This window comes from Sphingobacterium kitahiroshimense, assembly GCF_025961315.1.
Taxonomy (GTDB): Bacteria; Bacteroidota; Bacteroidia; order Sphingobacteriales; family Sphingobacteriaceae; genus Sphingobacterium; species Sphingobacterium anhuiense.
Genome location: NZ_JAOQNK010000001.1, coordinates 3,507,635 through 3,531,629, shown reverse-complemented (window position 1 = coordinate 3,531,629; position 23,995 = coordinate 3,507,635). Strand labels below are relative to the sequence as shown.

Here is a 23,995-nt window from a genome sequence, read left to right as displayed (position 1 = left end):
TATTATCATCTACTTGTGCGGATTTTAATTAATCCGAGTTAATTACAAAAATAGAACAACGGTTGCTTTATTCAAATACGTTGTACGTTAATCTTAAATTAATTGAATTATTTAGTTTTGTTCGTTAAATTGTGTATGATTGTTTTTAGAATACTACGAGTTGAGGGCTTCCACCATTGCTCTAATATTTTTTCAATCGTTTCTTCCTCTTTTGCGCCGAGGTTTTCTAGAAGTTCTTTTCTGAAGTTCAATTTGCAGGTTTTCCATGTTTCTTTATCAAACTGGGTTACTGATTTGATCTTGCGTAAAGCGGCGGTGTGAATTGCATTTGCTGGCACGACTTCATCAACAAGACCTACTGTAAGGGCTTCTTGTGGTGACAGTAATTTTCCCTCAAGTAAAAAGCGATAGGCATTCCCTTTCCCTAGCCAAAAGCTATAAAGGTGAAATATACTTTCTGGTACAATTAATCCAACTGGAATTTCGTTTAGGCCGATAATAAAATTTCCTTCTGCCATGATCCTATAATCACAACAGATTGCGATAACACATCCTCCTGCAGGGCTATGACCCGAAATTGCTGATACAATTGGTTTTGGAAACGAAGCTAGATCACGTGTTGTTTTGAAAAAGAGTGACCAGAAGGCTCTGATTTCGGTTTCATTGTATTCATATAATGTGATCAGATCTAAACCGGCGCTGAAAAAACCTTCTTTGCCATGAATGATAACACCTTCAATAGCCACATCTGATTTTAAATCGTGTATACAAGCATTTAGTTCTTCAAGCAGCACCGTATCCATTGCATTAGATTTTCCTCGGTCTAAAAATATGTTCGCGATACGGTCTTCCGTTTTGATTTGTATATGTTTCATATGTAATTATTTTTTTTTAAAAAGGCCATATGGAATATCCAACGTATTTTCATTGGTGTTTGTGCAGTTTGTACTATATGGATATTTCATAAGATTTCTGTTCTTGTAAATTTATTCAACCACATTTATATTAATTTCTTTCCTGCCTATCTTTCCATTGAAGTCTATACCTTCCAAAATTATTGTATATGGACCTTTTTCGTCCGAAGTATAAAAATCGAAGCTTGCTTTTCCAACTTGATCGGTAATGATGTTGGGTTCCCAGTGTATTGTCGTTCTTAAATCTGAAACTATTTTTGATACATTTTTTGCTTCGTAGCTGGGTTTATAAAATGTTCGACTCAGGTTAAAGCCTTTCGGTATAATGGTACGAATGCCTGTTGGTTTAAATGCAGTTGTAGCGCCATTGCCTCTTTTTGTTGTAATTACAATTAAACCATTGCCTCCATATGAACCATAGATTGCAGTATGATTAATGTTTCTCAGGACCTCAATACTCCCTACATCCGCGGCACTTAACATCGAGATCTGATCACCTTCTATGTACATGCCGTCGAGGACAACCTGCATAGGTCCGTTGCCTCGGGTATTGTAAGGTACGCCGTTCCTCCACATCACACCTGTGAGTCGTCCGACTAGACATTGTTCTAATGTACTGCAGTTTGACAGATCCTCTTCTGTAAGTACTTGATCGGCATTGCCTGGTCCATTTAAGTTACTTGAATTGGCAACGGCCTTTTTTATTGCTGTGCGGGTAATTTTAACTTCTTCGAGTTGTATGGAGCGCTGTTTGAGTCCAGCGGCTTCTAGCTGTGCAAAGTAGGCTTGTGCATTTTTTATATTTCCTAAGTATTTGGTGTTTATATTGTTCAGTACTTCAGGTAAATTTTTATTGATACCATTTGCTGGTTCCTCGATTTCATCAAGCTCAATGTCCAGTCTATTTTTATCTTTATCGGATTTTGCCGTCATAATGAATTTGATACTGTCGGTAAATAACAGGTCATCAAAAGAAAATTTTCCAGCTTCGTTCGTTAGCGTATCAATAGCGGCAGTCATATTGGTTGTAGGGATCAGAGTAACAGTTGCTTTTGGCACAACCGCTTTTCTACCAAGTTTTTTTATTGTTCCTGATATGGATATATTTTTTTCAAAATTATATTTTGGATCAGACATTTCATCTATTTTTGCCCAGTCTAATTTTCTCCACCCTTGTATCAGCATCAGATTATCCAGATCACTTTTTTTAATGTCTTTACTATCTGAAAAATAATAGTTGGGGTTTTCTATGAATCCATTTATTTCCGAACTTAAGAGCAAGGACGTATATATGCTGGATCTATAGGGAGTATCAATCTGGGTTTTATTGCTATTAACAACTGATGCTGATAATGAACCAACCCGAATGGAGTCTGTGGTGTTTCCGCTTAAAACGCTAATGTTTACTTTTTGACGGGTTCCATAGGTGGGTTTATCAGCGGTTGCTTCGATAGGAAGAATCTTATCAGCCCGATAGTTGAAAATCATTCGTTCTAGTAAAGGCTTTAGGGTTGCATCCAATATGGATAACTGTATAACTCCCTGAGGCAGATTTTGTCTGGGGATGGAAAAAAGGACTTCGTTTTTATTCAATTTTTGCTTGGAAACATGAAATGAATTTCCATTATATTGGGCGATAAGATAAATTTCTTGCTGATTGATTTGATCAGGGCTAGCATTAACCTGTACAAAGACCCTGTCATCAGTAAGATTGCCCACATTCATGTTTAGTCCTGACAGGCTGATTGACGGAAAAGGTGTTTCTGTTTTAGTGCCGTCGGTAAATGTCGCTATGGCTGTATATTTTAATTTTGCATCCAAAACAAAAGGATAGCTGACCATACCGAGCGGACTGGTTTCCATCTCGACTATCTTCTCCTTGTTGCTGTCCATAATGATGATGGTGCACTTTTCTCCCAGTCCTTTACTATTAAGAGCTTTAAAGCCTATTTTAGTGTGTAGTTGGTTTATAATGTTGCCTGATTCGGGTAGTATTTGCAGGCTGTTACTTGATTTATCTGCTGGAACGGTAAATGTTTTACGAATTATTATTCCGTCTATTGATTTAAAAGACAAATTAATGATTTCACCTGCAGGTATATCTTTAAGATCAATCAAAAGCTGACCCTGCTGATCTGTTTTTTCTCGTGAGGATCTTTGTTTTCCATTCTTGAGATGGGTTTTGTAGCTAATATTAATTTCTGGCAGGGGAACTCCTGATAATGTTTTTAGTTTTACTGCGTAGTATTTTTTCTCTCCATCGAAGATGATTTCATCTTCGGTCGTAATATTATCCGATCGACCATTATAGATGGGTAGTGTTTTGTCAAAGAAGTAGGCTGTACTATCATTTCTCATCCATTGTGTATAAGCACGGATACGATAGGAACCCTCGATAAGGGTATCTGATAAGGCTAGATCAGCAATGCCTAAGCCAGCGGTTAGGGGGATTTTTAAGGTATTTACTGTTTTATTATCTGGAGATATTAAATCAATATAGGCAACTTGGCTTACTCCGGATAAGAGGTTGTCTGGTGTAAGTGTGCAGTACAGCTTCATCCAAATATTTTCGCCAGCTGAATAGCTTTCTTTGTCCATATGAACATGGATTTTTTCTTTTGGATTTCTTGCAGCATAATTTCCTAATTTATCGATGAACTGTCGGATATCCGTTTGTCCTAATGACATAAAAGGAATTATGAATAATAAACTAAACAAGCTTGCCTTAAGATTCATACATTGAGGGTCAATAATTTGGAATAAATTACGAAAAATTATTAAATAATCCGTTGTTTAGAATTTGATATCAATGCAATTAGAAATTTTCTATCAATATTAGCTTAAAACAAATATCTTTGTGCTATGAATATCCTAATCATTGGTTCTGGCGGTCGTGAATCAGCCTTCGCCTACAAACTTTCGCAAAGTAAGCGTCTTCAAAATTTGTTTATTGCTCCTGGAAATGCAGGTACAGGTGCGTATGGTAAAAATGTAGCATTAAAAGTGACTGACTTTGACGGTATCGCAAGTTTTGTTCTTGAAAATGATGTTAACATGGTTTTGGTAGGCCCTGAGGAGCCTCTAGTAAAAGGTATTCATGATTATTTCTTGAACCGTGCCGATTTAAAGCATATACCTGTTATCGGTCCACAGCAAGAAGGTGCGCAACTAGAAGGATCGAAAGATTTTTCTAAGCAATTTATGGACCGTCATGGTATTCCTACTGCCGCTTCACGTTCTTTTGATAAAACAAATTTGGAGGAAGGTCTTGCATATCTGGAAACTCAAAAGTTACCAATTGTATTGAAAGCAGATGGTTTAGCTGCTGGAAAAGGGGTACTGATCTGTGAAACATTGGAAGATGCCAAGTTGGAACTGAAGGCGATGATCGCTGATTCTAAATTTGGTGCAGCGAGTGATGTTGTTGTTGTAGAAGAGTTTTTGAAAGGTATTGAATTGTCTGTTTTTGTTTTAACAGATGGTAACTCGTACAAAGTATTGCCTTCAGCTAAAGATTATAAGCGTATTGGAGAAGGGGATACAGGCTTAAATACAGGGGGAATGGGATCAATATCTCCAGTTCCTTTTGCTGATGAGGCTTTTATAAGTAAGGTTGAGGAGCGTATTATCAAGCCAACTGTTGAAGGATTAAAGAAAGATAATATTCCATATAAAGGATTTATTTTCATTGGCTTGATGAATGTTGACGGCGAACCATTAGTGATCGAATATAATGTGCGTATGGGTGATCCGGAAACAGAATCTGTTTTGCCACGTATTGAGTCCGATTTAATTGACTTATTAGAAGGTGTTGCTCAAGGTAATCTAGAAACACGCTCTTATACTGTTACTCCAAAAACGGCAGTAACTGTTATGCTGGTTGCTGGAGGATATCCTGGAAACTATGAGTCTGGTAAGGTGATTTCAAATATTGAAAATGTAAAAGAGTCGATTGTATTTCACGCAGGTACCAGCATGCAAGACGGTAATGTTGTGACTGCAGGAGGTCGTGTTATCGCAGTAACGACATTGCAAGATACGTTGTTTGATGCTTTGCAACAGGCAACTGCTGATGCTGGAAGAATCTATTTCGATGGTAAATATTTCCGTAGAGACATCGGTTTTGATTTGATTTAAAAAATTTTTCAATTTTTTTGGGAAGATTAATAAAAATATCTATATTTGCATCTCCAAACAGGGAAATATCCTATTGGAGATGCCAAATGGCCCGTTCGTCTAGGGGTTAGGACGTTAGATTTTCATTCTAGAAACAGGGGTTCGATTCCCCTACGGGCTACGAAAGCGACTTAAGAAATTAAGTCGCTTTTTTTATGTCCATGGTTTTCTAAAAAAACCTGTATGATTTTTTCTATCTGTATAAATGCATTTTTGCAAAGCGCAAAATGAATAGCAAAAGCTTAATAAATCAACACATAAATTCATGCTCAAAGAGTGTGCATGAACAAAAAATAATGCTGATGTTCAGGTGCTAGATCGACATGTTCCTTTGGCATTTGGTTTGCGTATTTAAAAGTGTGAATGTGCGATGTTCTACAGGTTCAGATCCTGGATTTAGAACCATTATGAGGCGTCAAGAGAAAGTGTCATAGCATTTTAGAATTCGTATTTGGGAATCGATGCTATGAAATATTTAATGGAATTATTTTTGGAATAAAATCAAACTTTTTGGTCATGCAAATGGCGAAAGGGATAGTTAGATTAGATAAGGAGGAAATATGATAGGTATTGTAGGAGGTGTTGGTCCTTTAGGAGGGCTTGACTTGTATAAGAAAATTATTGAGGAAACTATAGCGCTGTCAGATCAGGAACATTTACCCGTTATGCTTTATTCATTTCCGAACTTAATTGGTGATCGCTCAGAATATTTAAAGGGACATTCAACTGTTAATCCGGCTATAGCTTTAGCAGCAATCACAAGACAGATGGAAAGTGCGGGTGTTACTATTGTTGGTATTCCGTGTAATACTGCTCATGCAGATCCAATTTATGGGGTCTATGAACAGGAATTAGCTAAAACGAACCAAAAGATAAAAATACTGCATCTCGTTAAAGAGACGATTTCTTACATGAAGGCGTTATATCCAAAAGCAAAAGTTGGTATCCTTTCTACCACTGGTACGCGTAACAGCGGGCTTTATCGAGATTTGTTACTGAAAGAAGGTTTCGAAATTGTAGAACCAAGTGAAGATTGGCAAGAGCGGATACATGCTGCTATATATGATAAGGAATATGGAATCAAAGCGCAGTCAACTCCTGTGACCAACAAAGTCCGTCTGGAATTGCATAGTGCCATGGACGAGTTAAAAAAAGGAGGAGCAGAAATTATTGTCTTAGGATGTACTGAACTGCCACTTGCTCTTCCAGAAAATGATCATAATGGCATGACCTTAATTGATCCAAACCGGATATTAGCAAGAGCACTTATTTATGCTTTTTCACCGGATAAATTGAAATAATGCTTTATTATTTTGAGTACGGAAGTTTTCCCTGCGTCTTTTAAAGAAATTCTAGGAACAGATTTGTCAATCTGTCATGTCAAATAGTTCATTATTTTATTGATTTCTAGCTTGGTATGTTATTTGTGTGTTTGAACATATAATTATAATCAAATGCAAAAGATAATGCATAAATCAGAAAAACGTGGTCATGTTGACTTTGGATGGTTGAAAAGTGCCCACTCTTTTAGTTTCGGAAATTATTTCGATCAGGATAAGGTTAATTTCGGAGCATTACGTGTTTTGAATGATGATTTTGTTGAAGCAGGAAATGGTTTTGGACGTCATCCCCATGATAATATGGAGATCGTCAGTATCCCGTTAGCGGGTGTTTTGGCTCATCAAGACAGCATGGGAACCAGTCGTGATATCCAAACTGGTGATGTGCAAATTATGTCCGCAGGAACTGGCGTTGCGCATTCTGAATTTAATGGTAGTAAAGTAGATCCGGTTAAATTTCTTCAAATTTGGGTTATCCCGAGTGAAAGACAGTTGACTCCAAGTTATGATCAGAAGTCATATTTGGATTTAGATCGAAAAAATAAGTTTGCGACGATCGTTTCTCCCAATACAGCAGATGCCCAAGCGGTCTTTATTAATCAAGATGCTTATTTCAATTTAGCAGATATCGAGGTGGATACTACCGTTAATTATCAATTGCATAGTGAAGCAAATGGTGTTTACGTATTTGTTTTAGAGGGGGCCATCGAAATAGCTGGAGAGAAGTTAAATCGCAGAGATGCGGTTGGAATTTGGGAAATAAACGAAATCGATATGCTTGCTACAGCGGATGCTCAAGTTTTATTGATTGAAGTACCCATGTTTTAAATTTTGAGATACGTAGTAAAAAAGTGTCTGTATCTAAAGATTCAGACACTTTTTTAGTTCGATGCAACAGGTTGCTATTTGATTGACACCGTGTCAAAAACAATCGTTTCGTAATTATCCTTTTCATAAAGCACGCCGATTTTCTTATTGTTGATCAGAATAATATCTGAATAGGCGGCATAAGAATCTTTATAGCCCACAGGTGCTTTTGCCACTACATGGTTAAAATACCAGGTCTTTCCTTGATCTTTACTGATTCGTAATGTTAAATTATCTCTATCTTTTTGAGAGGCAGCATTGCAAACAGCTAGAATATAATTTTTACCTTTTTTCCAAGATAGGGTAGAACCTTGGTTAACAGGATCTGGTAGATTTTTATCATAGAAAGTGGTATCCCATGTTGCTCCACCATCATTCGAATAAGAAACAATACGGTTTCGTACATTTCCTTGTTGGTTTCTAGTATTCATATACAATCCTGTTTCGGAGATCTGTGCGGCCATCGTTTCATTTCCACCTTCAAAGCTTATTGTATTTCCGATTTTGAAAGTTTTACCATGGTCGTCGGAATAATAACTATGTGCAAAATAATCTTTTCCTGCAGGTTTTGGGTCTCCTTCTGAATGGTTTGCAGGAATGTATATACGGCCTTTATATTTTCCGGAATCAAATTGTAAAGCATGACCAGGTGTATTGGCGTAGGTTCTCCAATCCTCTTTAAAAGTATAATTAGGATTGAACGCGGGTTGATTTGGACGATGCACTGCAGTTGTAATGTTTGTCGGTGCAGCCCATGTTTTTCCTCCATCTGTAGAAGTGATATACCAGCATTCGCGAATTCCATTTCCTTTTCTGACATCTCCTTCGTGATTATTTCCTGTATTGTAGAATAAGAAAATTCGTCCTTTTGGATATTGTGGATCTAATAGATCAACAATAGGTGCGGGGTTGCCCGCCTGTAATTTATCTTGGTCTACAGCTATCTGCAGAGGTCCCCATGTTTTTCCATTGTCAGAACTGACTTTGTAAACGATATCGACATTTCCGTAGTCTCCGGCATGTTCAACACGGCCTTCGGAGAATGCAATCAGATTGTTACTTTTATCTTTGACAATCGCTGGAATACGGTAACTTTTGTAACCGTCATCTCCCGATTTAAAAACAGTCGTTTCTTGTGCTTGGATCATCGTCGATGATAGCAGGATAGAAAGCGTTAAAAATAATTTTTGCATGATATAATGTTTTGGTTATTAATTACTCTGTATAAATGTAAACATCCATTTTACTGGATTTTGCCAATCGGTTCCTTTAAAATCGCTGATCGGTAATTTGATTAAAATTTCATTCCAACCTCTTTTCAATAAAATCTTTGTTGGCGCTCTATAGGTGTAACCTTCATCTACTAGAGGAGTCTCTAAATCTCCTTTTGCACCGGCATGCTTCCAAATAGGCGGTTCGATCGTTTTATTATTGACCCAGACTTGGCTTCCAAGATCATCCCAAGTGTGTAATTGGGGTGTATTGCTTGCATACGATCGGGATAGATTGTTGAATCCGATCCAGAATAATTTGTGCTCGCTTTTTTCACTCCATATCTTGGTACGTGCGTACCAAGTTGTGTTCTCTTGTGGATTATTAAGGGCACCAGGTATGATGTCTGCCCACCAATGTCTCAGGATCACGGTACCTCCCGCTATTGTTTTTGTAACTGTTATATCAGGTGCAAATGGTTTCGATTCTATTGGAAATGTTTTTGCAAGATTGCCCTCATTTAGAAAGGGTCCGATCAGTTCCCATTTTAATCCTATTTGTTTGACATAGGGAAATGGTTTATCAGTAAAATAGCTGTTTTTATGATGGAGCAGCCTAGTTTCAAATGCTTTAAATTCCTGATAAGCAGGAAGACTTTCTTGCACAATATTACATGTCCAGCCAGCTATACCACCACCTCGCCAACTGCGTTCTGCAAATGTGACAAGAGCGGGATATATGGCGTTTTGGACAAACATATCCTGAGGTTCGGCTACTACACGATCTGGCCATGAACACAAGGTTGCTCCGATCAGATTTTTATGTTCCTTATCTTGTTCGCCAATTTTTCTATGAAATAAGGTCGTTACAGTTTCCAAAGGATCCATATGATTTATATAGAGATGTTTGGAATCGATAAATACATGGTCCCCTTGTTCTAGAATTTTTTTGGGGCCACCCATCCACAGTTGTCGAATGGTCTGTGGCATAAGGTTACTGCCTGGATCCCAGCCAATTGTTTTATAACCTAATTCTTCAACGTATTGTGTGATTTCAGGAATGAAGTTTTTGTTGCTGATTTTTACTTCATCACCTCCAATGTGCAGATAGGGGAGATCGGTATAGGTTTCTGAGAATTCTTTTAAAAGCTCCTTAATATATACCATACCAGAGTCCGTTTGCATGCCTACTCCAAAATATCTTTTGAAAGCATCACTGTGTCCTGGCATATCAATTTCAGGTAAAAGCAAAATATGGCGTAGTTTGCAATAATTTATTAGTTCTTTAAACTCTTTTTCTGTATAATGTTCACCTTTACCTCTGGTAATGTAAGATGGATCGGTAAGATCCGGGTATTTTTTGCTGGCTAAACGCCAAGCGATATCTTCTGTAAAATGAAAGTGTAAAATATTTAATTTATAACGTGCCATGATATCAACCTGCTCTTTTAGCATAGCAAGAGGTTGATAATTACGTCCGACATCAACTAGAAAGGACCGCCATGAGAATGCCGGTTTGTCATTGATCTCACAAAATGAAAGCTTTTTCTGTTGAATTGAAAATTGTCTTAATGTTTGTAGTCCGTAATAAATGCCTGCATTATTGTGTGCTTTTATGTGGATTCCTTTCTCATCAATTTTCAAATGATAAGCTTCCTTATTTTCGGATAAACCACTTAATAGCTCAAGTGTTAGGAGCGGCAGACTGTTGTTATGACCAGCTTTTTTAGTTCCTATTTTCCAATCTGCAAGAATGGTGTTGGCCAGTTGATATTCATTCGTTAGTGCTGTATTATTTTCATTTACAACAATCCCCTTCTTCAGATCAAGCATACCTTCCCCCAATTCCATGTTGATCGGTAATGGAATTAAGTTTTCTTGTGCAGACGAAATTGAAAAAAAACTGATGCTAAGAAGTAAAATGCTAAGGTATTTGAGTTTAAGATTCATTTTTATCTTTTAAGAAGTTTTTAAGGATTGTCCAACAATACCATTCCTGACGTGGAAGGTGGAATGGTCCTTTGAATAGATTTCCTTTCGCAGTCTGTGCAATTGAACCATCCCGATGGAGATATCCAAACCATTCGCCATGCTTCTGATCGTGAAATTTTTCATAGCCGTAGTGATGTATTTTTTGATGCATGTCGGCATACTTTTCGTTTCCTGTCAATAAATACGCGAGCAGCGTGGCAATGATAGTTTCGTTTTGAGGCCACCAGAATTTCATGTCCTGCCAATATTCTTGTACAGGTTTATTGTATAAATCTCTAAAATATAAAATACCACCAAATTCTTTATCCCAACCCCTTTCCCACATATAGTCGAGCATCTGACAGCCTAACTCGATGAGCTTTGGATCGTTGTTGCGGTATTGCGCTTCATGCAGAATAAACCAAGCTCCTTCTATGGCATGGCCGGGATTTAAGGTTCTGCCATCTATATGATCGATGATTTCTCCTTTCGGTGACACTTGCTCCATGACCACCTTGAGGTCGTGCTTTACGAAATTGGTTTCAATTTCTTTGATCCAAGTGGAAATGGCTTCATCACAGCGAGGGTCACCGATTGTGTCACGTAGTTGCTGTGCCGTATTGATCATGATCATCGGCGTTCCGATACCTTTTGAAGGCCTTGTGTCTGTAAACTTAGGAGCTAATTTGATTTCTCCGGAAGCATATTGGATGCATTTCCCAAAAATAGCACGAGCTTGTTCCGCAGCTTCTTGACTGCCTGAGGCCTTTGCATAGGCAGCAAAGGCAATAACGGCAAAAGTCTCTGAAAAATAATATCTTCTTTTACGGATCGCTTCACCATTTTTAGTGACATGGAAAAACATTTGACCGTCAGTATCAAAGCAATGTTTTCGGATAAAATCATAGCCTAACTTAGCCCCATCTAGCCATTCTTGTTTGGGTTCTACTGTGTTGTAGAGTGTTGCCAGTAACCAGGTTGCTCGTCCCTGAATCCAAACTGCTTTGTCATCATCAATTAAACTTCCGTCCTGATCGCGCATGAGTAAAAATCCACCGTCTTCATGGTCAAATGATTTTGGAAACCAAAATGGAACAGTATCTTCTAGAAGCTGTGTTTTATAAAATTTTTCGAGTTCTTCGAGTTGTGTTAAAGTATACATCGTTTTTAGTCAATTTTAAAACTGCATGTTGAAGCTGGTACTTCTGCCTCATTTTGCAAATTTGCGGTGCTATAGGGTGAATATGCGTATCGGATTTCAGTTATGATTTTATCGCTTGGCAAATCAATCGATACACAATTTTTTTGAATTGATATTTTTCCAGGCTGCAAGGTATATCCTTTTTCATCGATCAGGGTAAATCCCTGTAAAGGTTGATTATTGTTTGTTTTAAGTGATTTACAGTTTCTAAAGTAGACCTTGATCATATTGTTTTTTATGGTATAGTGGTCGAATGTTGGATAATCTGCATTGATTTTGAATTTGTATTCGTGAGCAAGGGCTAGATTCGCCAATCGGTTTCCGATAATGATCTTATTTTTAGGATGGACATCCGAAAGATCACCTACATCTGATGAAACAGCCATATAGGTGTTTTCAAGTTCTGTATTCAATTTGCGCTGACTGTCTCTGAATCTCGGCCATGAAGGACGTTCAATACTTGATAGTTGCACATAATAGAAAGGAAGGTCTTGCTTAAAATTTTGGCGCCATGAACTGACAAGTGTTTTAAATAATAGCTCGTGTAGTTCAATGTTATGGGCATTGCTTTCTCCTTGATACCACAAAACAGCTGTGAATTGCGTACGTAACCAATGCGACATACCGGCTTCAAAATTGTAGGCGGGTTCATAAGGGTGACGTTGATATTTTGCGGAGGACAGTGCCAGATTTTGATCAGATCTATTGCGGCAAAAATCCTGTATAAAATCGGATTTCCTCCAACTATGGATGTAGCTTGCTAGTAGATTATTTTGCTCTAATGTTGTACGGTCTATCCATGATTCGGTATTGGATCCAGGAACATCCAGTTCGACTATACCAATTGGAATATTGGTTCTAGAAGATACATGGAGCGCAAAAGCATAAGCTATTGCAGAGAAATTTGCCTTATTTTCTTGTGTTGGTAAAGTCCAGTTTCCACTGAAAAACTCTAATTTATTAATCTTTTCAAGTGTATTTAAGTCCCAGGATGTCGGATTGGTCTTGACGAAATTGTTATTTTTAAACAACCTTACTTTTGGTGCATTCATTTGAATTAAACTGTCTCCTCCGCGTGCATTTTTTAGCTCAAATGCCATATTGGACTGTCCAGATGCTAGATATACATCGCCAAAAAGTATGTCGTTAATTTTTAACTCTTCGTGTTCCGTTTGGATCTGAATATCATATGGACCTCCGGCACTTCTTTTGGGAAGAAGAATTGACCAATCACCATTTTTGTCGGACTGAGTTTGATAGGTTTTGTGATCGAATCTTAACGCTATTTTTGTATTGCATGATGCTTTTCCTAAAATAGGGTTTTCTCGGTTTCGTTGTAAGACCATATGATCTCCAAAGTTAGCCTTAACGGAGAGAGGTTGCACGCTTCCCTGTATCGCTTGGTTTACCTGTTTGGCAATTATGGTCGCTCCCTCAACATTTGGATGTATGTTATCTTCGAATAAATCGATTCTGCTCTTTAATTGTTCATTGATGTTGATCAGTTTAACTTGATTATTTTTGGCAATTTTTGGTATCAACGCAGTGATGGCTTGATGCCAATCCCTTGTACCGGACAAGAAACGTGTATGACCGCTGAAAATAGGGGTAAGGGTACAAATATATATGGAGACATCGGGATTTGATTTTCTCAGATTACTGATAAGTGTACTGTAATCCTGTTCAAATTCATCGCCATAGTTGGGCCAATTTCGAGGATCAGTGTCATTTACGCCCAATGCTATAATCGCAATGTCAGGATGAAATGCCAGTGCTTGTTTATATTCCTGGGTTTCGACATAGGGCTTATGTCCCTTGCTCAATAATGTGGCACCACTAAATCCGAAATTTTGGACGATAAAATTTGATCCTAATAACTCTTGAAGTTGTTGGGGATATGTTTTATTCTCCTTTTTTAAACCTAATCCTTTGGTGATTGAATCGCCAATGCATGCCACTCTTTTCTGAGCATACAATGCGATGGAGGAATACACCGTAATAGATGTGATTAAAATTATTTTTTTAGTCCAGCGAAGCATTTGATTTTGGCTTTAATACAACAAGTTGAATGATGACAACGACAAATACAATGACAGCCAAAAGAGCAAAATCTTTTCCTAGTTTACCTTCATCAGCTGACGCCCCCAATACTTTAGTAATAAATGCACCGGCCATAACACCAAGCATATTCATGATCCCATATGCTGTTGCACGGAATTTACTCGGAACAAATTGGCAAAGAATAGGCATATTATTAGCGTCGAACATGCCGAAGCCAAAACCGAACATTAATCCTGCGCCTACAACATGGTAGATATGTTGCCCATATCCGATTAAGAACATAGCCGGAATTGTTAACAATAAACCAATTGCAGATGTATAAATACGGCCCTTTACATTCTTTTGTATCCAACGGTCAGATAATATACCTCCAAAAATAACCCCTAAGAAAGAGGATATCGCGATTGTGATTGTTGATAATGGACCCGCTTGCGACATCGATATATTGAGGTTCTCTGAAAATAAAGTCGGTAACCAGTTTTTTGTCGCCCAGCCTGGTAAGCTTGGTATCGCAAAATAAAACAAGATGACCCAAAACGATATATTGCTCAGGAGCATACCTATAGCTTTGAAACTATTGATGGGTTTTTCTGTTTGTTCTGATTTTTTCGTTCTTACCGGAGCTTCTGCTAGAAAGAACATGAGGACAATAGCATATAATACTCCTATTAAACCAAATATTTTGAATGTACTGTGCCAAGAATAAGAACTTGCTAATGTTGCCCCGAATCCGCCTAATGCCTGGCCTGTATATAAACCAGTCATGTGAATACCAATTGCTAATGAACGCGATTTATCAGAATGAAAATCCGAGATGAGTGATAGTCCTGCTGGAATATAGATGGCTTCGGAAACGCCCATAATACCGCGAAGTATCATTAATTCCGGATAGGTTGTAGCATATCCCATTAATGAGGTGACTAATGACCAAACAAATAAAGAGCCTACGATAAGCCATTTGCGATTAAGTCTATCGGCCAGTATCCCTGAAACAGGGCTCATCAGTCCATAGATCCATAAGAAAATGGCCATTAATTGTCCAAAGACAGTTGCTGACTGTAATTCAGTGATATCGACCTGCATCGTCGGACGCATGGTCGATAGAATCTGCCTGTCCATGTAATTGAGTAATGCGACCACCCAAAGTAGGCCAACAACAATCCAAGGATAATATTTTTTATTTTGTATCATGATTTGGTTTATATTTAGATGTTATCTATTGGTACCTGTTAATATTCCTGCAGATCGAATACCTGCTTTAATTTCCCCCGATGGAATATAAACTTGTTGGTCATGAAAGACAGCAGTTGTGGTAACAGGTGATCCTGTCGGTAAAGTGCTGGCGACATGCCATTTGTTTAGTTGGTCATCATATTGCAATACATTTTTGGTAAAACCTGGATGATTGGATTGCACGATTGCTTTATCTTGTATTAATTTTTCTTTGCGATCTGGAGCTATTTCTTGTGCTATATCTAGAATTAACTGTTCAACTTTGTGAAAGGTGGAACCATTATCACCGCCAATTAAGAATAGGTTACCTTTATTATCTGCGAATCCTGTTCCTGCGGAAAGAGCTTCTGGCAAATCGGCGATCTGGATAATCTCTTTTGTTATTAAGTCAATTTTATAACAGGTTTTATATAATGTACTGATCGCATTAAGCTGTCTGGTACGCCCTCCAAATAGATAAAGAAAGTGATCTTTAACAAGTGCTACAGTATGTGTTAATGGATATGGAAGACGCATATACTCCTGCCATTTTTGATCGTATAGGTATATTTTATCTGAAACAAGCGCCGCATTTTCTCCACCTATTAAGTAGAGCTTGTTATCGTCTGCCACCAGGCTTGCATTGCTTAAAGGAATTGGAAGTTCGGGAAGCTTTTTTACTTGGAAGTTGTTTTGTTCTCCGTTCCAGCTATAGATCTGAAATTGTGAAGAAACTCCCATTTCATTTTCTCCACCTGCGGTATAAATTCCCTCTTCTTGACTGCAATTTGCGGCATATGCAGTAGAAGTGTTTAGCGAGATTGTATTTTTTAATTGTAAATTGTGATCTTTTATAGCATAAATGTATGCTGTATGCTGGTATTTTTTTATTCCTCCTTCCCAAGGCATCTTTTCTGGAAAATTTGCGCCACCAGCGATCAGTAAATGATTGCTGTGGATTCCTACAACAGGTCCTGCAACACCAAGTTGCACTTGACCGGTAATCGTTTTGGGTAGAGAGTCCGAAACAGACCAAGTGATCTCTTCTACATTTTTTGTTGTGCTATATTGCATAAATAAGAGTGTGCTTAAGATAAGAGGAATAGTTTTCATCATGTTATAAAGTTGATTTGAAACTTGAAAAATTTAGCGATGCAACATCGGCTTTAAATCTTTCAAAATCTTTTTCTGTCATATTGCGAACAGGTAATCTAAACGCTCCACAATCTAAACCTATGAGTTTCATGTAAGATTTTCCGACAGCAATACCACCATACTTTCCTAATAAAGTGATCATATCAATTGACTGTTGCTGTAAAGCATTTGCTTTTTCAAAATCTCCCTGATCAAATGCATCAATTAATGCTCGATAAAGAGGAGCAGCATAATTATAGGTGCTTCCCACAGCTCCTTTGGCACCAAGGACTAGTGCAGATAACATGTTTTCATCTCTGCCCCATAGCATATCATATTTGCGATTGGCAAAATTTAGACATGAGAGATAATCCATAAAGTCCTCATGTGTATATTTTATTCCTACAAAATTGGGAATTTTACCATCAATTGCTTTCAATAAATCGATCATTGCAAAATTTCCACCTGTTAATACTGGAATATGATAATAATAGAATGCTGTTTTAGGTGCAGCTGCTGCAATTTCCTCACAGCATTTCGCTAACTGTTCTACATTGGCAGGTTTAAAATAGAAAGGTGAAGTAAATGAAATGCCAAACAAACCGATCTGTTCAGCTTTTGTGGCAAGTAAACAACATTCTCTAATATTTGTTCCACCTACTAGTGTAATTACTTTAAACTCTTTATCACTGGCAGTTGCTTTTGCCCAAGCTTGCATAATAGCTACCCTTTCATCAAAGGTTAATGAAACACCTTCGCCCGTTGACCCACAGATAAATGCACCAGCTACCTGATTTTGTTTCAGTAACTGATAATAAGCAGGGATAGATTCAAGATTTAAATCACCATTTGCCAGCATTGGTGTGAAAGGCGCCGCAATTAAGCCCTGTAATTTGTGATTATTCATGCGTGTAAATATTTTTTTATAATTGGTCTTTAAATTATTTCCTTTTATCATTTGTGTGACATATTCGATAGGCTCAATTAATAACGTATTTTAATTTATTATGAGTTTACCCACGATATTGTTACTCTTGACGTCGTTAGCAACATATACTATTTTGATTAAAAGTACAATAAAGCATTATGTCATACATTTGAATGATTAAAATTATTCTTTTATCTCTACTATAGCAAGTAAATGATAAAAAAAAGTGTAACATTTGTACAGACTAAGATAGATGGTGAGAAATTATAATAAAAAGTCCGATGTTAGAGAAATTTGAGAGCATTGATACTTCAAGTTTAGTAGACAAAGTAGAAAATCATATTATTGATTTAATTAGAGCTCGTAATATTCAGATTGGAGAGTCATTGCCAAAGGAATTGGAGCTTTCTGAAAGTTTTGGTGTATCTAGAACTGTTATTAGAGAGGCTCTTTTACGGTTACGTATGATGGGGTTAATTGAGTCACGAAAAAATAAGGGAGCAGTTTTGACGAATCCTAACTTATTGACTCCTTTAAAAAAAGTTTTTCATCCGGCTATGCTGGATGATGATACGTTGAAAGATATTTTTGAAATGCGGCTCGCTTTGGAGGTCGGAATGGCGGAATTAATTTTTGACAGAGTAACGGCAGCTGATATTGCTGAGCTGGAAGAAATTGTTGAAATGGAGATGGGCAATAGTGACGGACGATCATTCCTTATACAGGAAGAAGTCGCTTTTCATGGAAAGCTGTATAAGATTTCAGGCAATAAGATGCTCATGGAATTCCAGGAGTTGTTACTGCCAATTTTTCAATATGTGCACGATGGTGGTTTATTGAATCAACAATTTTTTTCCAATGATTTTATTTCGCATAAGCAATTGATTGTATTGCTGAAAGAAGGAGATGTTTCCTCCTTTAGAGATGGGATGCGAAAACATCTCGATAATCATTATCATCGCTTATTGAAACACTAGTTATTCTTCTTCATTTTCGATAGGGGTCAGGTTCTTTAATAAAAGATTGACCTCTTCTTCAGTGGATGTTAACTGTGCTCTACAAATTTGAATCAATATTGATGCTCTTTTAATTTTTTCGGAAAGCGCATCAATATTTGTATTACCTGTTTCAATTTCCTGGACGATTTTTTCTAATTCTTCAAATGCGTCGGTATATGTATATTTATTTTCCATTTTTGTTAATTTTTTGAGTTACACTGATAATCTCACCATCCCAAACTTGCGTTGTCAATATATCGTTATTTTTAATCTGATCGACTGATACAAGAAGTTCTCCATTCACCTGTGTAATGGAATATCCTTTTTTTAGAAGTCTGACTGGATCTGCCAATTGGATCATTTTTTCAAGATGATCCAGGGTGGTAAATTTTTGACGGAAGATGTAGGCAATATTTATTTTTAAATCCTTTTCAAATGAGTTTAAATCGACTTTCGATTGCTGAATTGATCGCTGTGAAGACCATTTAATATCTGATGCAAGCGATTTTAATTTTTCATTTTCACCTTTAAAAATCGTTGTGGTGTTTTGCAGTATCCGCGTTGTCAGTTGATCTAAAGGAATGGCGAAATTATGAAATTTTTGAATTAGAAAATCAGCTAATTCACTTGGTGTGATGGCGTTTTTATAAGCAACCATCTCGCTCACAGTTAGATTGGTAGAATGACCGATGCCAGTTAAAACGGGAAGTGGAAAGATTGCAATCGCTTTAGCCAATAGATAGTTATTGTAGCTGGAAAGGCCAACTTCCCCTCCGCCACCACGAATAATGGCAACCGCATCGTAAGCATCGGAGCGCTCTGCAATGACTGATAATTGTTTGATGATTGACGGAACGGACTTGTCCCCCTGTAATAAGGCGGGATAAAGGGTTTGTTCTATTTTATATCCCCAAGGGTTTTGATTGATAATTTTATAGAAATCGGATAAACCCTTACTAGTTTCGACAGAAATAATTGCTAGCCGCTTGGGTAAAGTGGGAAAAGGTAGATTTCTATTTAAATCAAAAATCCCATCTTCTTTTAGTTTATTGATACTATTTATTCTTTCTTTTTCTAGTTCTCCTAAAGTGAAAGTGGGATCGATATCGACAATTCGTAAACTTAAACCATACATCGGATCATAAGAAATACTAGCTTGAAATAACATGGTAATTCCTTCTCGCAAAGGTTCCTGCGCAATTTTGAGAAACTGCGTGTTGATTCTTTGGTAATCTGCTTTCCATAAAATGGATCGGATCTCGGCCACAATCTTTCCTTCAGTCTTTTCGACAAGCTCCGGGTAGCAGTGTCCAGAATGAGAGTAATGATTGAGTTTATTCATTTCTGCTTTGATCCAATACAAACTCTTATAACGCTCAGCAATAGTTTTTTGGATGCTACGCGTTACTTCTAACAATGAAAAAATGGTTCTATTTTCTACTACCTCCGGCATATATCAAAGATAAGATTATTAAATGTAAATATTTTGATCATGCGTTTTTGTGCATGATTGTATTTCTTTTATTTGTACATTTACATATAAACCCTTTTTAAACAGATGATGATAAGTAGAATAAAACTTCTAATTGCAGGGATTTTTGCAGTAGGATTTCTCCAAATGAATCTTGTAAATGCGCAATATAAATCGACTATTAAAAATGAAACCGTTCTTTTTAATAATATCGATGCTGTACTTCCTTTAGGTAAATTGGACAAGTATACGATTACTGTTTGTACACAGGATTCTAGCTTATTCCGTGATTTTAATGATCAGATATCCCGTTATGCTGCTGTAACTTATGCAGGTTTGGGGAATTTTGATGAACAAGTTAAATATAGTAACCTTGTTATAGCGGCTGTTAAAGCTGAAGCATTAACATTTCCATTTATAGAACAGCTTGTTCAAGCAAAAATGAATAATAAGAAGATTATTCTTGCTGTGTTTGGAAAGGGGGATGTATTGTCTTTGCTGAATAATGTGAAAGTCCCAATTTTGTGGAATGATCATTTTTCTCGCGAAACGCAGAATAATGCAGCTATGACAATTTTCGGGGGGCTATCTGCTTTTAATAAACTACAGAAAACTTATTCCAGCAGTTTTATGAAAGGTATGGGTGAAGCGACTAGTCAGACTCGTATCCAATATGGAGTGCACGCGAATGATGAGATCAACATCGATCGATTAAGTAAAAAAATTGATGAAATAGCAACGGAAGCAATCGCTGAAAAGGCAACACCTGGTGCTGTGGTCATGGTCATTAAGAATGGTCAGGTAATATTTGAAAAAGGCTACGGATATCATACTTATAGTAAAAAAGAACCAACAACTATTCATAATATCTTTGACTTGGCTTCAGTAAGTAAAATTGCAGGTACTACTCCTGTAATTATGCGTTTGACCGAACAGGGAATTGTTGACTTAGATAAGCCTATCGGGGACTACCTTTGGCAAGCTAAGGCTACAAATAAAAAGGATATCCGATTAAAGAGTGTGATGTTACATGAAGCCGGATTTACGCCTTTTATTCCTTTTTATAGAAATTTGAAACCTGGCGATTTACAATCTTATGATTCACCGACTCATCATGTAAAAGTGGCTGATAGCTGTTATCTGGTCAATAATTATTACCGGGATGTCATGTGGCCTGAGATGTTACATTCAGAGGTGAAACCTGTAGGAAATTATGTATATAGTGATATCAGTATGTACGTGATGAAAGAGGTTGCGGAGCATCAAACTGCTATACCGATGCAAAAGTATGTGCAGGATAATTTCTATCGCCCATTAGGTATGAAGACAGCTGGTTATAACCCAAGGGATCGTTTTGCAAAACAGGACATTATTCCGACGGAGCAGGATACTTCTTTTAGAAAAGTGCTTTTGGAGGGATATGTTCATGATCAAGGAGCGGCAATGGCCGGCGGAGTGGCGGGGCATGCTGGTCTATTTGCTACTGCAAATGATTTGGCAATTTACGGACAGCTGCTATTAAATAGAGGTGAATATGGCGGAGAACGTTATTTTGAGACAAAGACAGTGGATCTGTTCACATCAAAACAATCCTTAACAAGTCGGAGAGGTTTAGGTTTTGACCGTTGGGATCCGAATCTGAAAAATGAGTATCCGTCAAAACTTTCAAATGCAACTGTTTATGGACATACGGGCTATACAGGTACTTGTATTTGGATTGATCCTGCTAATCAGCTGGTTTATATATTTCTGTCAAATCGTGTTCACCCTCAGGTTTCGACTAAATTATTTAACCTCAATATCAGAAGCAGGATTCAAGACGCTATTTATGAAGCCATAGCAGCAGGTAAAAAATAGTTCTTATGAAAAATTACATTTTACCATTGGCAATCGTGTTATCAGGGATTGAAATTGTGAAGGCACAGGATTATGAAACTATTCATCGAAAGATGATCGTTGTTGACGGCCATAATGATGTGATTATTACATCGGTCTTACCCGGTCTTGATATCAGTCAGCGGTTAACGGTAAACCATACTGATATTCCAAGATTGATTGAAGGTGGTATCGATGTACAGGTTTTTGCGGTATGGTCGGATGATAAAAAATGGAAATCGGGAGCATTTAAACATGCTAATGATCAAATTGATGCTCTTGAAAAAGTGCTGAACAGAAACCCCGATAAGATTGAGCTTGCTAAAAATAGTGATGACATTGAGCGTATTACAAAAAATGAAAAAGTAGCAGCGCTTATCGGTATAGAAGGCGGAAATATGATAGAGGCTAATATTGATTATTTAGAAGCTCTTTATCATCGAGGGGCCCGGTACATGACGCTCACTTGGAATTATAATTTATCTTGGGCTACTGCGGCCGCTCAAGAGTTCAAAACGACATCACAGGATGGTAAGGGTTTATCATCCTTAGGTAAGGATGTTGTTAGAAAAATGAATAAACTGGGCATGATGGTAGATCTATCACATGTTGGTGAAAAGACTTTTTATGATGTATTGGATGTCGCGACCAAACCGGTACTGGTGTCGCACAGTAATGCTTACAAATTAACTCCTCATTTCCGAAATTTAAAAGATGCCCAGTTGGAAGCTCTGAAGAAAAATGGGGGAGTGGTAGGTGTTAATTTTTACTCTGGTTTTCTGGATAAAAATTATGAAAAGCGTGTCAAAAAATTGTACAAGAAGCAATTTGGTCTTCAAGGCGATTATACCCTCTCTGCTTCTGATCAATATGGGATATTGTCTGTGGAAAATAAACATATTGCAGATGTGCCTTTGTCTTTACTCTTGGATCATATTGATTATCTGGTGCAAAAAATTGGTATTGATCATGTTGCCATCGGATCTGACTATGACGGTATAGAGTCAGCCCCTCGAGGATTAGAAGATGTAAGTAAATTACCGAATTTGACAAAGGCTTTACTGAAAAGGGGCTATGATCAGTCGGACCTTGAAAAGCTTATGGGATTAAACTTTTTAAGAATACTAAAAGAAAATGAAAACTAGATCACATAATGGTAGTTTGCATATCCATAGACACCCCCTACCTGTAGAATAACAATAATAAAAAAGGGAAGCAGAAAGCTTCTCTTTTTAGTTTTATGGCGAAATAGCTGCATGCCAAGAAACCCTCCTAAACTACCCCCAATGGCACAAAAGCTTAGCAGTGTTTTCTCCGAGATTCTATCGACTTTATTTACCGCTTTTCGTTTATCAAGATAAAAAAGTAAAAAAGTAAGAAGATTAACGAATACAAGATAGAAAATAATAGTCTGCTGCATAGTTTGTAAAGGTAATAATAGATTTCTTTTTTCTAAGATTCCTCTTCTAAGCGTGTTAACTCTTCGTAGTTATGATTCAATTTTTTGAGCAATCTTCTGTAAACGATTTTATAGTAAAATTTAAATATGGAAATAAAGAAATAGGCAACTAAAGTTATGCAAACAGCAAAGACAATGGTCATAAAGAAATTAGCTCCCCATTTTGTACTTACATCCATTCTACTTATTGTTAATTCTATAAAGGCTATCAAAAAGGAGTAGATAATAAAATAAATATTGAATTTTATGTATTTTTCAACATGTTTTCTAGTCATCATGATGTTGACTAATAAATTCTTGGTATTGCTTGTACTTGATATCGAGATATAGGATTTAAAAAAGTTATAAATGAAATAAGCTATTCCACTATAAAATACGACATCTGAAGCGTAGCCTATAAAATTAAAGAATGCTAAGTGCTCTCGATCTGATTCGGGCAATAGTAGAGATATGACAATGCCTAAAGTCAGCTCAATAAGACTTATAATAAATATCCATTTAACAATCGATTTAGAGCTTTTATGAAGAATAGCTTTGATCTCAGATTGATTGAGTTTCATGAAATTTTCGTTTTCCTTCCACTGTTTTTTAAATTGATCTAACTCATCCATTACAAAGCTCCTTTCTTTTTTAAAATCTCTTTCAATTTTGTTTTTGTTCTGTTCATTTTAACGCGAGCATTCACTTCGCTGATGCCAAGTGTCTCAGCGATTTCTGTGTAATCCCTATCTTCCAGATAAAGGTATATGAGTGCTTTTTCAATATCATTCAAATGGTGGATCGCTTCATATAAATATTTGAGCTGATCATCTTTTTCTGGATCGTATTCCTCGTATGATATTTTTTCTAAATTTTGGTCCCAGGGAATAATTGGTAAAGTCCTTTTTTTGTTTCTAAATAGGGATATCGCTGTATTTAGCCCAATTCGATATGCCCAGGTGCTAAATTTTGCCTCGCCTCGGAATTTAGGATAAGAATGCCAAAGCTGAATCGTTATTTCTTGAAAAAGATCTTTATGCATATCCTCTTGATCCGTATATATTTTACAGATTTTATGTACGATATTTTGATTTTTTTCTAAAAGGATAATAAACTCCTGTTCCAAATTCATATTCGATAAGTCGATAACTTCTGATTCTTGTTACAAAATATTGTAAGATTTTTTAATAACCTAAAT

At 37.0% G+C, this 23,995-nt stretch carries 20 protein-coding genes and 1 tRNA gene; 7 read left to right on the top strand and 14 right to left on the bottom strand.

The features are described from left to right. Window positions 1–107 precede the first annotated feature (107 nt). Window positions 108–875 carry an enoyl-CoA hydratase/isomerase family protein gene (locus tag M2265_RS15600; RefSeq protein WP_132771712.1) on the bottom strand — a complete coding sequence of 256 codons (768 nt, stop codon included), beginning with the start codon at window positions 873–875 and terminating at the stop codon, window positions 108–110. A gap of 111 nt (window positions 876–986) precedes the next feature. Beyond that, a complete protein-coding gene (locus tag M2265_RS15595) occupies window positions 987–3,602 on the bottom strand; it encodes a carboxypeptidase-like regulatory domain-containing protein (RefSeq protein WP_132771711.1) in 2,616 nt (871 codons plus the stop codon). A 174-nt stretch (window positions 3,603–3,776) separates the two neighbouring features. On the opposite strand from M2265_RS15595, the gene purD reads away from it, so the two are divergent. From purD to M2265_RS15575, 4 genes are all read left to right on the top strand, one after another. Further along, window positions 3,777–5,051 (top strand): phosphoribosylamine--glycine ligase, encoded by a 1,275-nt coding sequence (gene purD, locus M2265_RS15590; protein ID WP_132771710.1) that lies wholly within the window; start codon window positions 3,777–3,779, stop codon window positions 5,049–5,051. An 88-nt stretch (window positions 5,052–5,139) separates the two neighbouring features. Continuing rightward, a tRNA-Glu gene (locus tag M2265_RS15585) sits at window positions 5,140–5,211 on the top strand. Between the two features lie 439 nt (window positions 5,212–5,650). Beyond that, window positions 5,651–6,391 carry an aspartate/glutamate racemase family protein gene (locus M2265_RS15580; protein WP_132771709.1) on the top strand — a complete coding sequence of 247 codons (741 nt, stop codon included), beginning with the start codon at window positions 5,651–5,653 and terminating at the stop codon, window positions 6,389–6,391. A gap of 165 nt (window positions 6,392–6,556) precedes the next feature. Continuing rightward, window positions 6,557–7,258, top strand: a complete 702-nt coding sequence (locus M2265_RS15575; protein ID WP_319801176.1) for a pirin family protein — start codon at window positions 6,557–6,559, stop codon at window positions 7,256–7,258. A gap of 74 nt (window positions 7,259–7,332) precedes the next feature. Here the strand turns inward: M2265_RS15575 and M2265_RS15570 are convergent, their stop codons facing one another. The 7 genes from M2265_RS15570 to M2265_RS15540 are packed head-to-tail and all read right to left on the bottom strand — an operon-like array spanning window position 7,333 to window position 16,994. Further along, window positions 7,333–8,490, bottom strand: coding sequence for a sialidase family protein (locus tag M2265_RS15570; protein ID WP_132771707.1), 1,158 nt, complete (start codon window positions 8,488–8,490; stop codon window positions 7,333–7,335). An 18-nt stretch (window positions 8,491–8,508) separates the two neighbouring features. Next, window positions 8,509–10,458 carry a family 20 glycosylhydrolase gene (locus M2265_RS15565; RefSeq protein ID WP_132771706.1) on the bottom strand — a complete coding sequence of 650 codons (1,950 nt, stop codon included), beginning with the start codon at window positions 10,456–10,458 and terminating at the stop codon, window positions 8,509–8,511. Then, window positions 10,448–11,641, bottom strand: a complete 1,194-nt coding sequence (locus tag M2265_RS15560; protein ID WP_132771705.1) for an AGE family epimerase/isomerase — start codon at window positions 11,639–11,641, stop codon at window positions 10,448–10,450. The genes M2265_RS15565 and M2265_RS15560 overlap by 11 nt, the downstream gene beginning before the upstream one ends. 5 nt (window positions 11,642–11,646) lie before the next feature. After that, window positions 11,647–13,719, bottom strand: a complete 2,073-nt coding sequence (locus M2265_RS15555) for a GDSL-type esterase/lipase family protein (RefSeq protein ID WP_132771704.1) — start codon at window positions 13,717–13,719, stop codon at window positions 11,647–11,649. Beyond that, window positions 13,703–14,932: an MFS transporter gene (locus tag M2265_RS15550; protein ID WP_221197955.1), complete on the bottom strand. Its 1,230-nt coding sequence runs from the start codon at window positions 14,930–14,932 to the stop codon at window positions 13,703–13,705. The genes M2265_RS15555 and M2265_RS15550 overlap by 17 nt, the downstream gene beginning before the upstream one ends. 21 nt (window positions 14,933–14,953) lie before the next feature. Then, window positions 14,954–16,069, bottom strand: a complete 1,116-nt coding sequence (locus M2265_RS15545) for a hypothetical protein (RefSeq protein ID WP_132771703.1) — start codon at window positions 16,067–16,069, stop codon at window positions 14,954–14,956. Window position 16,070: 1 nt separating this feature from the next. Continuing rightward, the gene (locus M2265_RS15540) at window positions 16,071–16,994 is read right to left on the bottom strand and encodes a dihydrodipicolinate synthase family protein (RefSeq protein ID WP_132771702.1); all 924 of its coding nucleotides are present in this window, start codon (window positions 16,992–16,994) and stop codon (window positions 16,071–16,073) included. Window positions 16,995–17,296: 302 nt separating this feature from the next. Here M2265_RS15540 and M2265_RS15535 point away from each other — a divergent pair, with 302 nt between their 5' ends. Beyond that, window positions 17,297–17,992 carry a FadR/GntR family transcriptional regulator gene (locus M2265_RS15535; protein ID WP_132771701.1) on the top strand — a complete coding sequence of 232 codons (696 nt, stop codon included), beginning with the start codon at window positions 17,297–17,299 and terminating at the stop codon, window positions 17,990–17,992. Here M2265_RS15535 and xseB read toward each other — a convergent pair whose 3' ends face one another. Together xseB and xseA are read right to left on the bottom strand one after the other, a co-directional pair. Further along, window positions 17,993–18,208, bottom strand: coding sequence for an exodeoxyribonuclease VII small subunit (gene xseB, locus M2265_RS15530; protein WP_132771700.1), 216 nt, complete (start codon window positions 18,206–18,208; stop codon window positions 17,993–17,995). After that, window positions 18,198–19,466: an exodeoxyribonuclease VII large subunit gene (xseA, locus tag M2265_RS15525; RefSeq protein WP_132771699.1), complete on the bottom strand. Its 1,269-nt coding sequence runs from the start codon at window positions 19,464–19,466 to the stop codon at window positions 18,198–18,200. The genes xseB and xseA overlap by 11 nt, the downstream gene beginning before the upstream one ends. A 105-nt stretch (window positions 19,467–19,571) precedes the next feature. Here xseA and M2265_RS15520 point away from each other — a divergent pair, with 105 nt between their 5' ends. Both M2265_RS15520 and M2265_RS15515 read left to right on the top strand, forming a co-directional pair. Further along, window positions 19,572–21,341: a serine hydrolase domain-containing protein gene (locus M2265_RS15520; RefSeq protein WP_243655465.1), complete on the top strand. Its 1,770-nt coding sequence runs from the start codon at window positions 19,572–19,574 to the stop codon at window positions 21,339–21,341. Between the two features lie 5 nt (window positions 21,342–21,346). Further along, window positions 21,347–22,504 (top strand): dipeptidase, encoded by a 1,158-nt coding sequence (locus M2265_RS15515; protein ID WP_132771698.1) that lies wholly within the window; start codon window positions 21,347–21,349, stop codon window positions 22,502–22,504. On the opposite strand, the gene M2265_RS15510 is transcribed toward M2265_RS15515, so the two are convergent. Genes M2265_RS15510 through M2265_RS15500 form a run of 3 tightly spaced genes read right to left on the bottom strand, consistent with a single transcriptional unit; the run spans window position 22,501 to window position 23,929 of the window. Next, entirely contained in the window at window positions 22,501–22,779 is a 279-nt protein-coding gene (locus M2265_RS15510; RefSeq protein ID WP_132771697.1) for a DUF1294 domain-containing protein, read from the bottom strand. The two genes, M2265_RS15515 and M2265_RS15510, sit on opposite strands and share 4 nt — an antisense overlap. Window positions 22,780–22,811: 32 nt before the next feature. Beyond that, complete coding sequence (locus M2265_RS15505; RefSeq protein WP_132771696.1) at window positions 22,812–23,429, bottom strand: hypothetical protein; 618 nt, start codon at window positions 23,427–23,429, stop codon at window positions 22,812–22,814. Then, window positions 23,429–23,929 carry an RNA polymerase sigma factor gene (locus M2265_RS15500; RefSeq protein ID WP_132771695.1) on the bottom strand — a complete coding sequence of 167 codons (501 nt, stop codon included), beginning with the start codon at window positions 23,927–23,929 and terminating at the stop codon, window positions 23,429–23,431. The genes M2265_RS15505 and M2265_RS15500 overlap by 1 nt, the downstream gene beginning before the upstream one ends. Window positions 23,930–23,995: the final 66 nt, after the last annotated feature.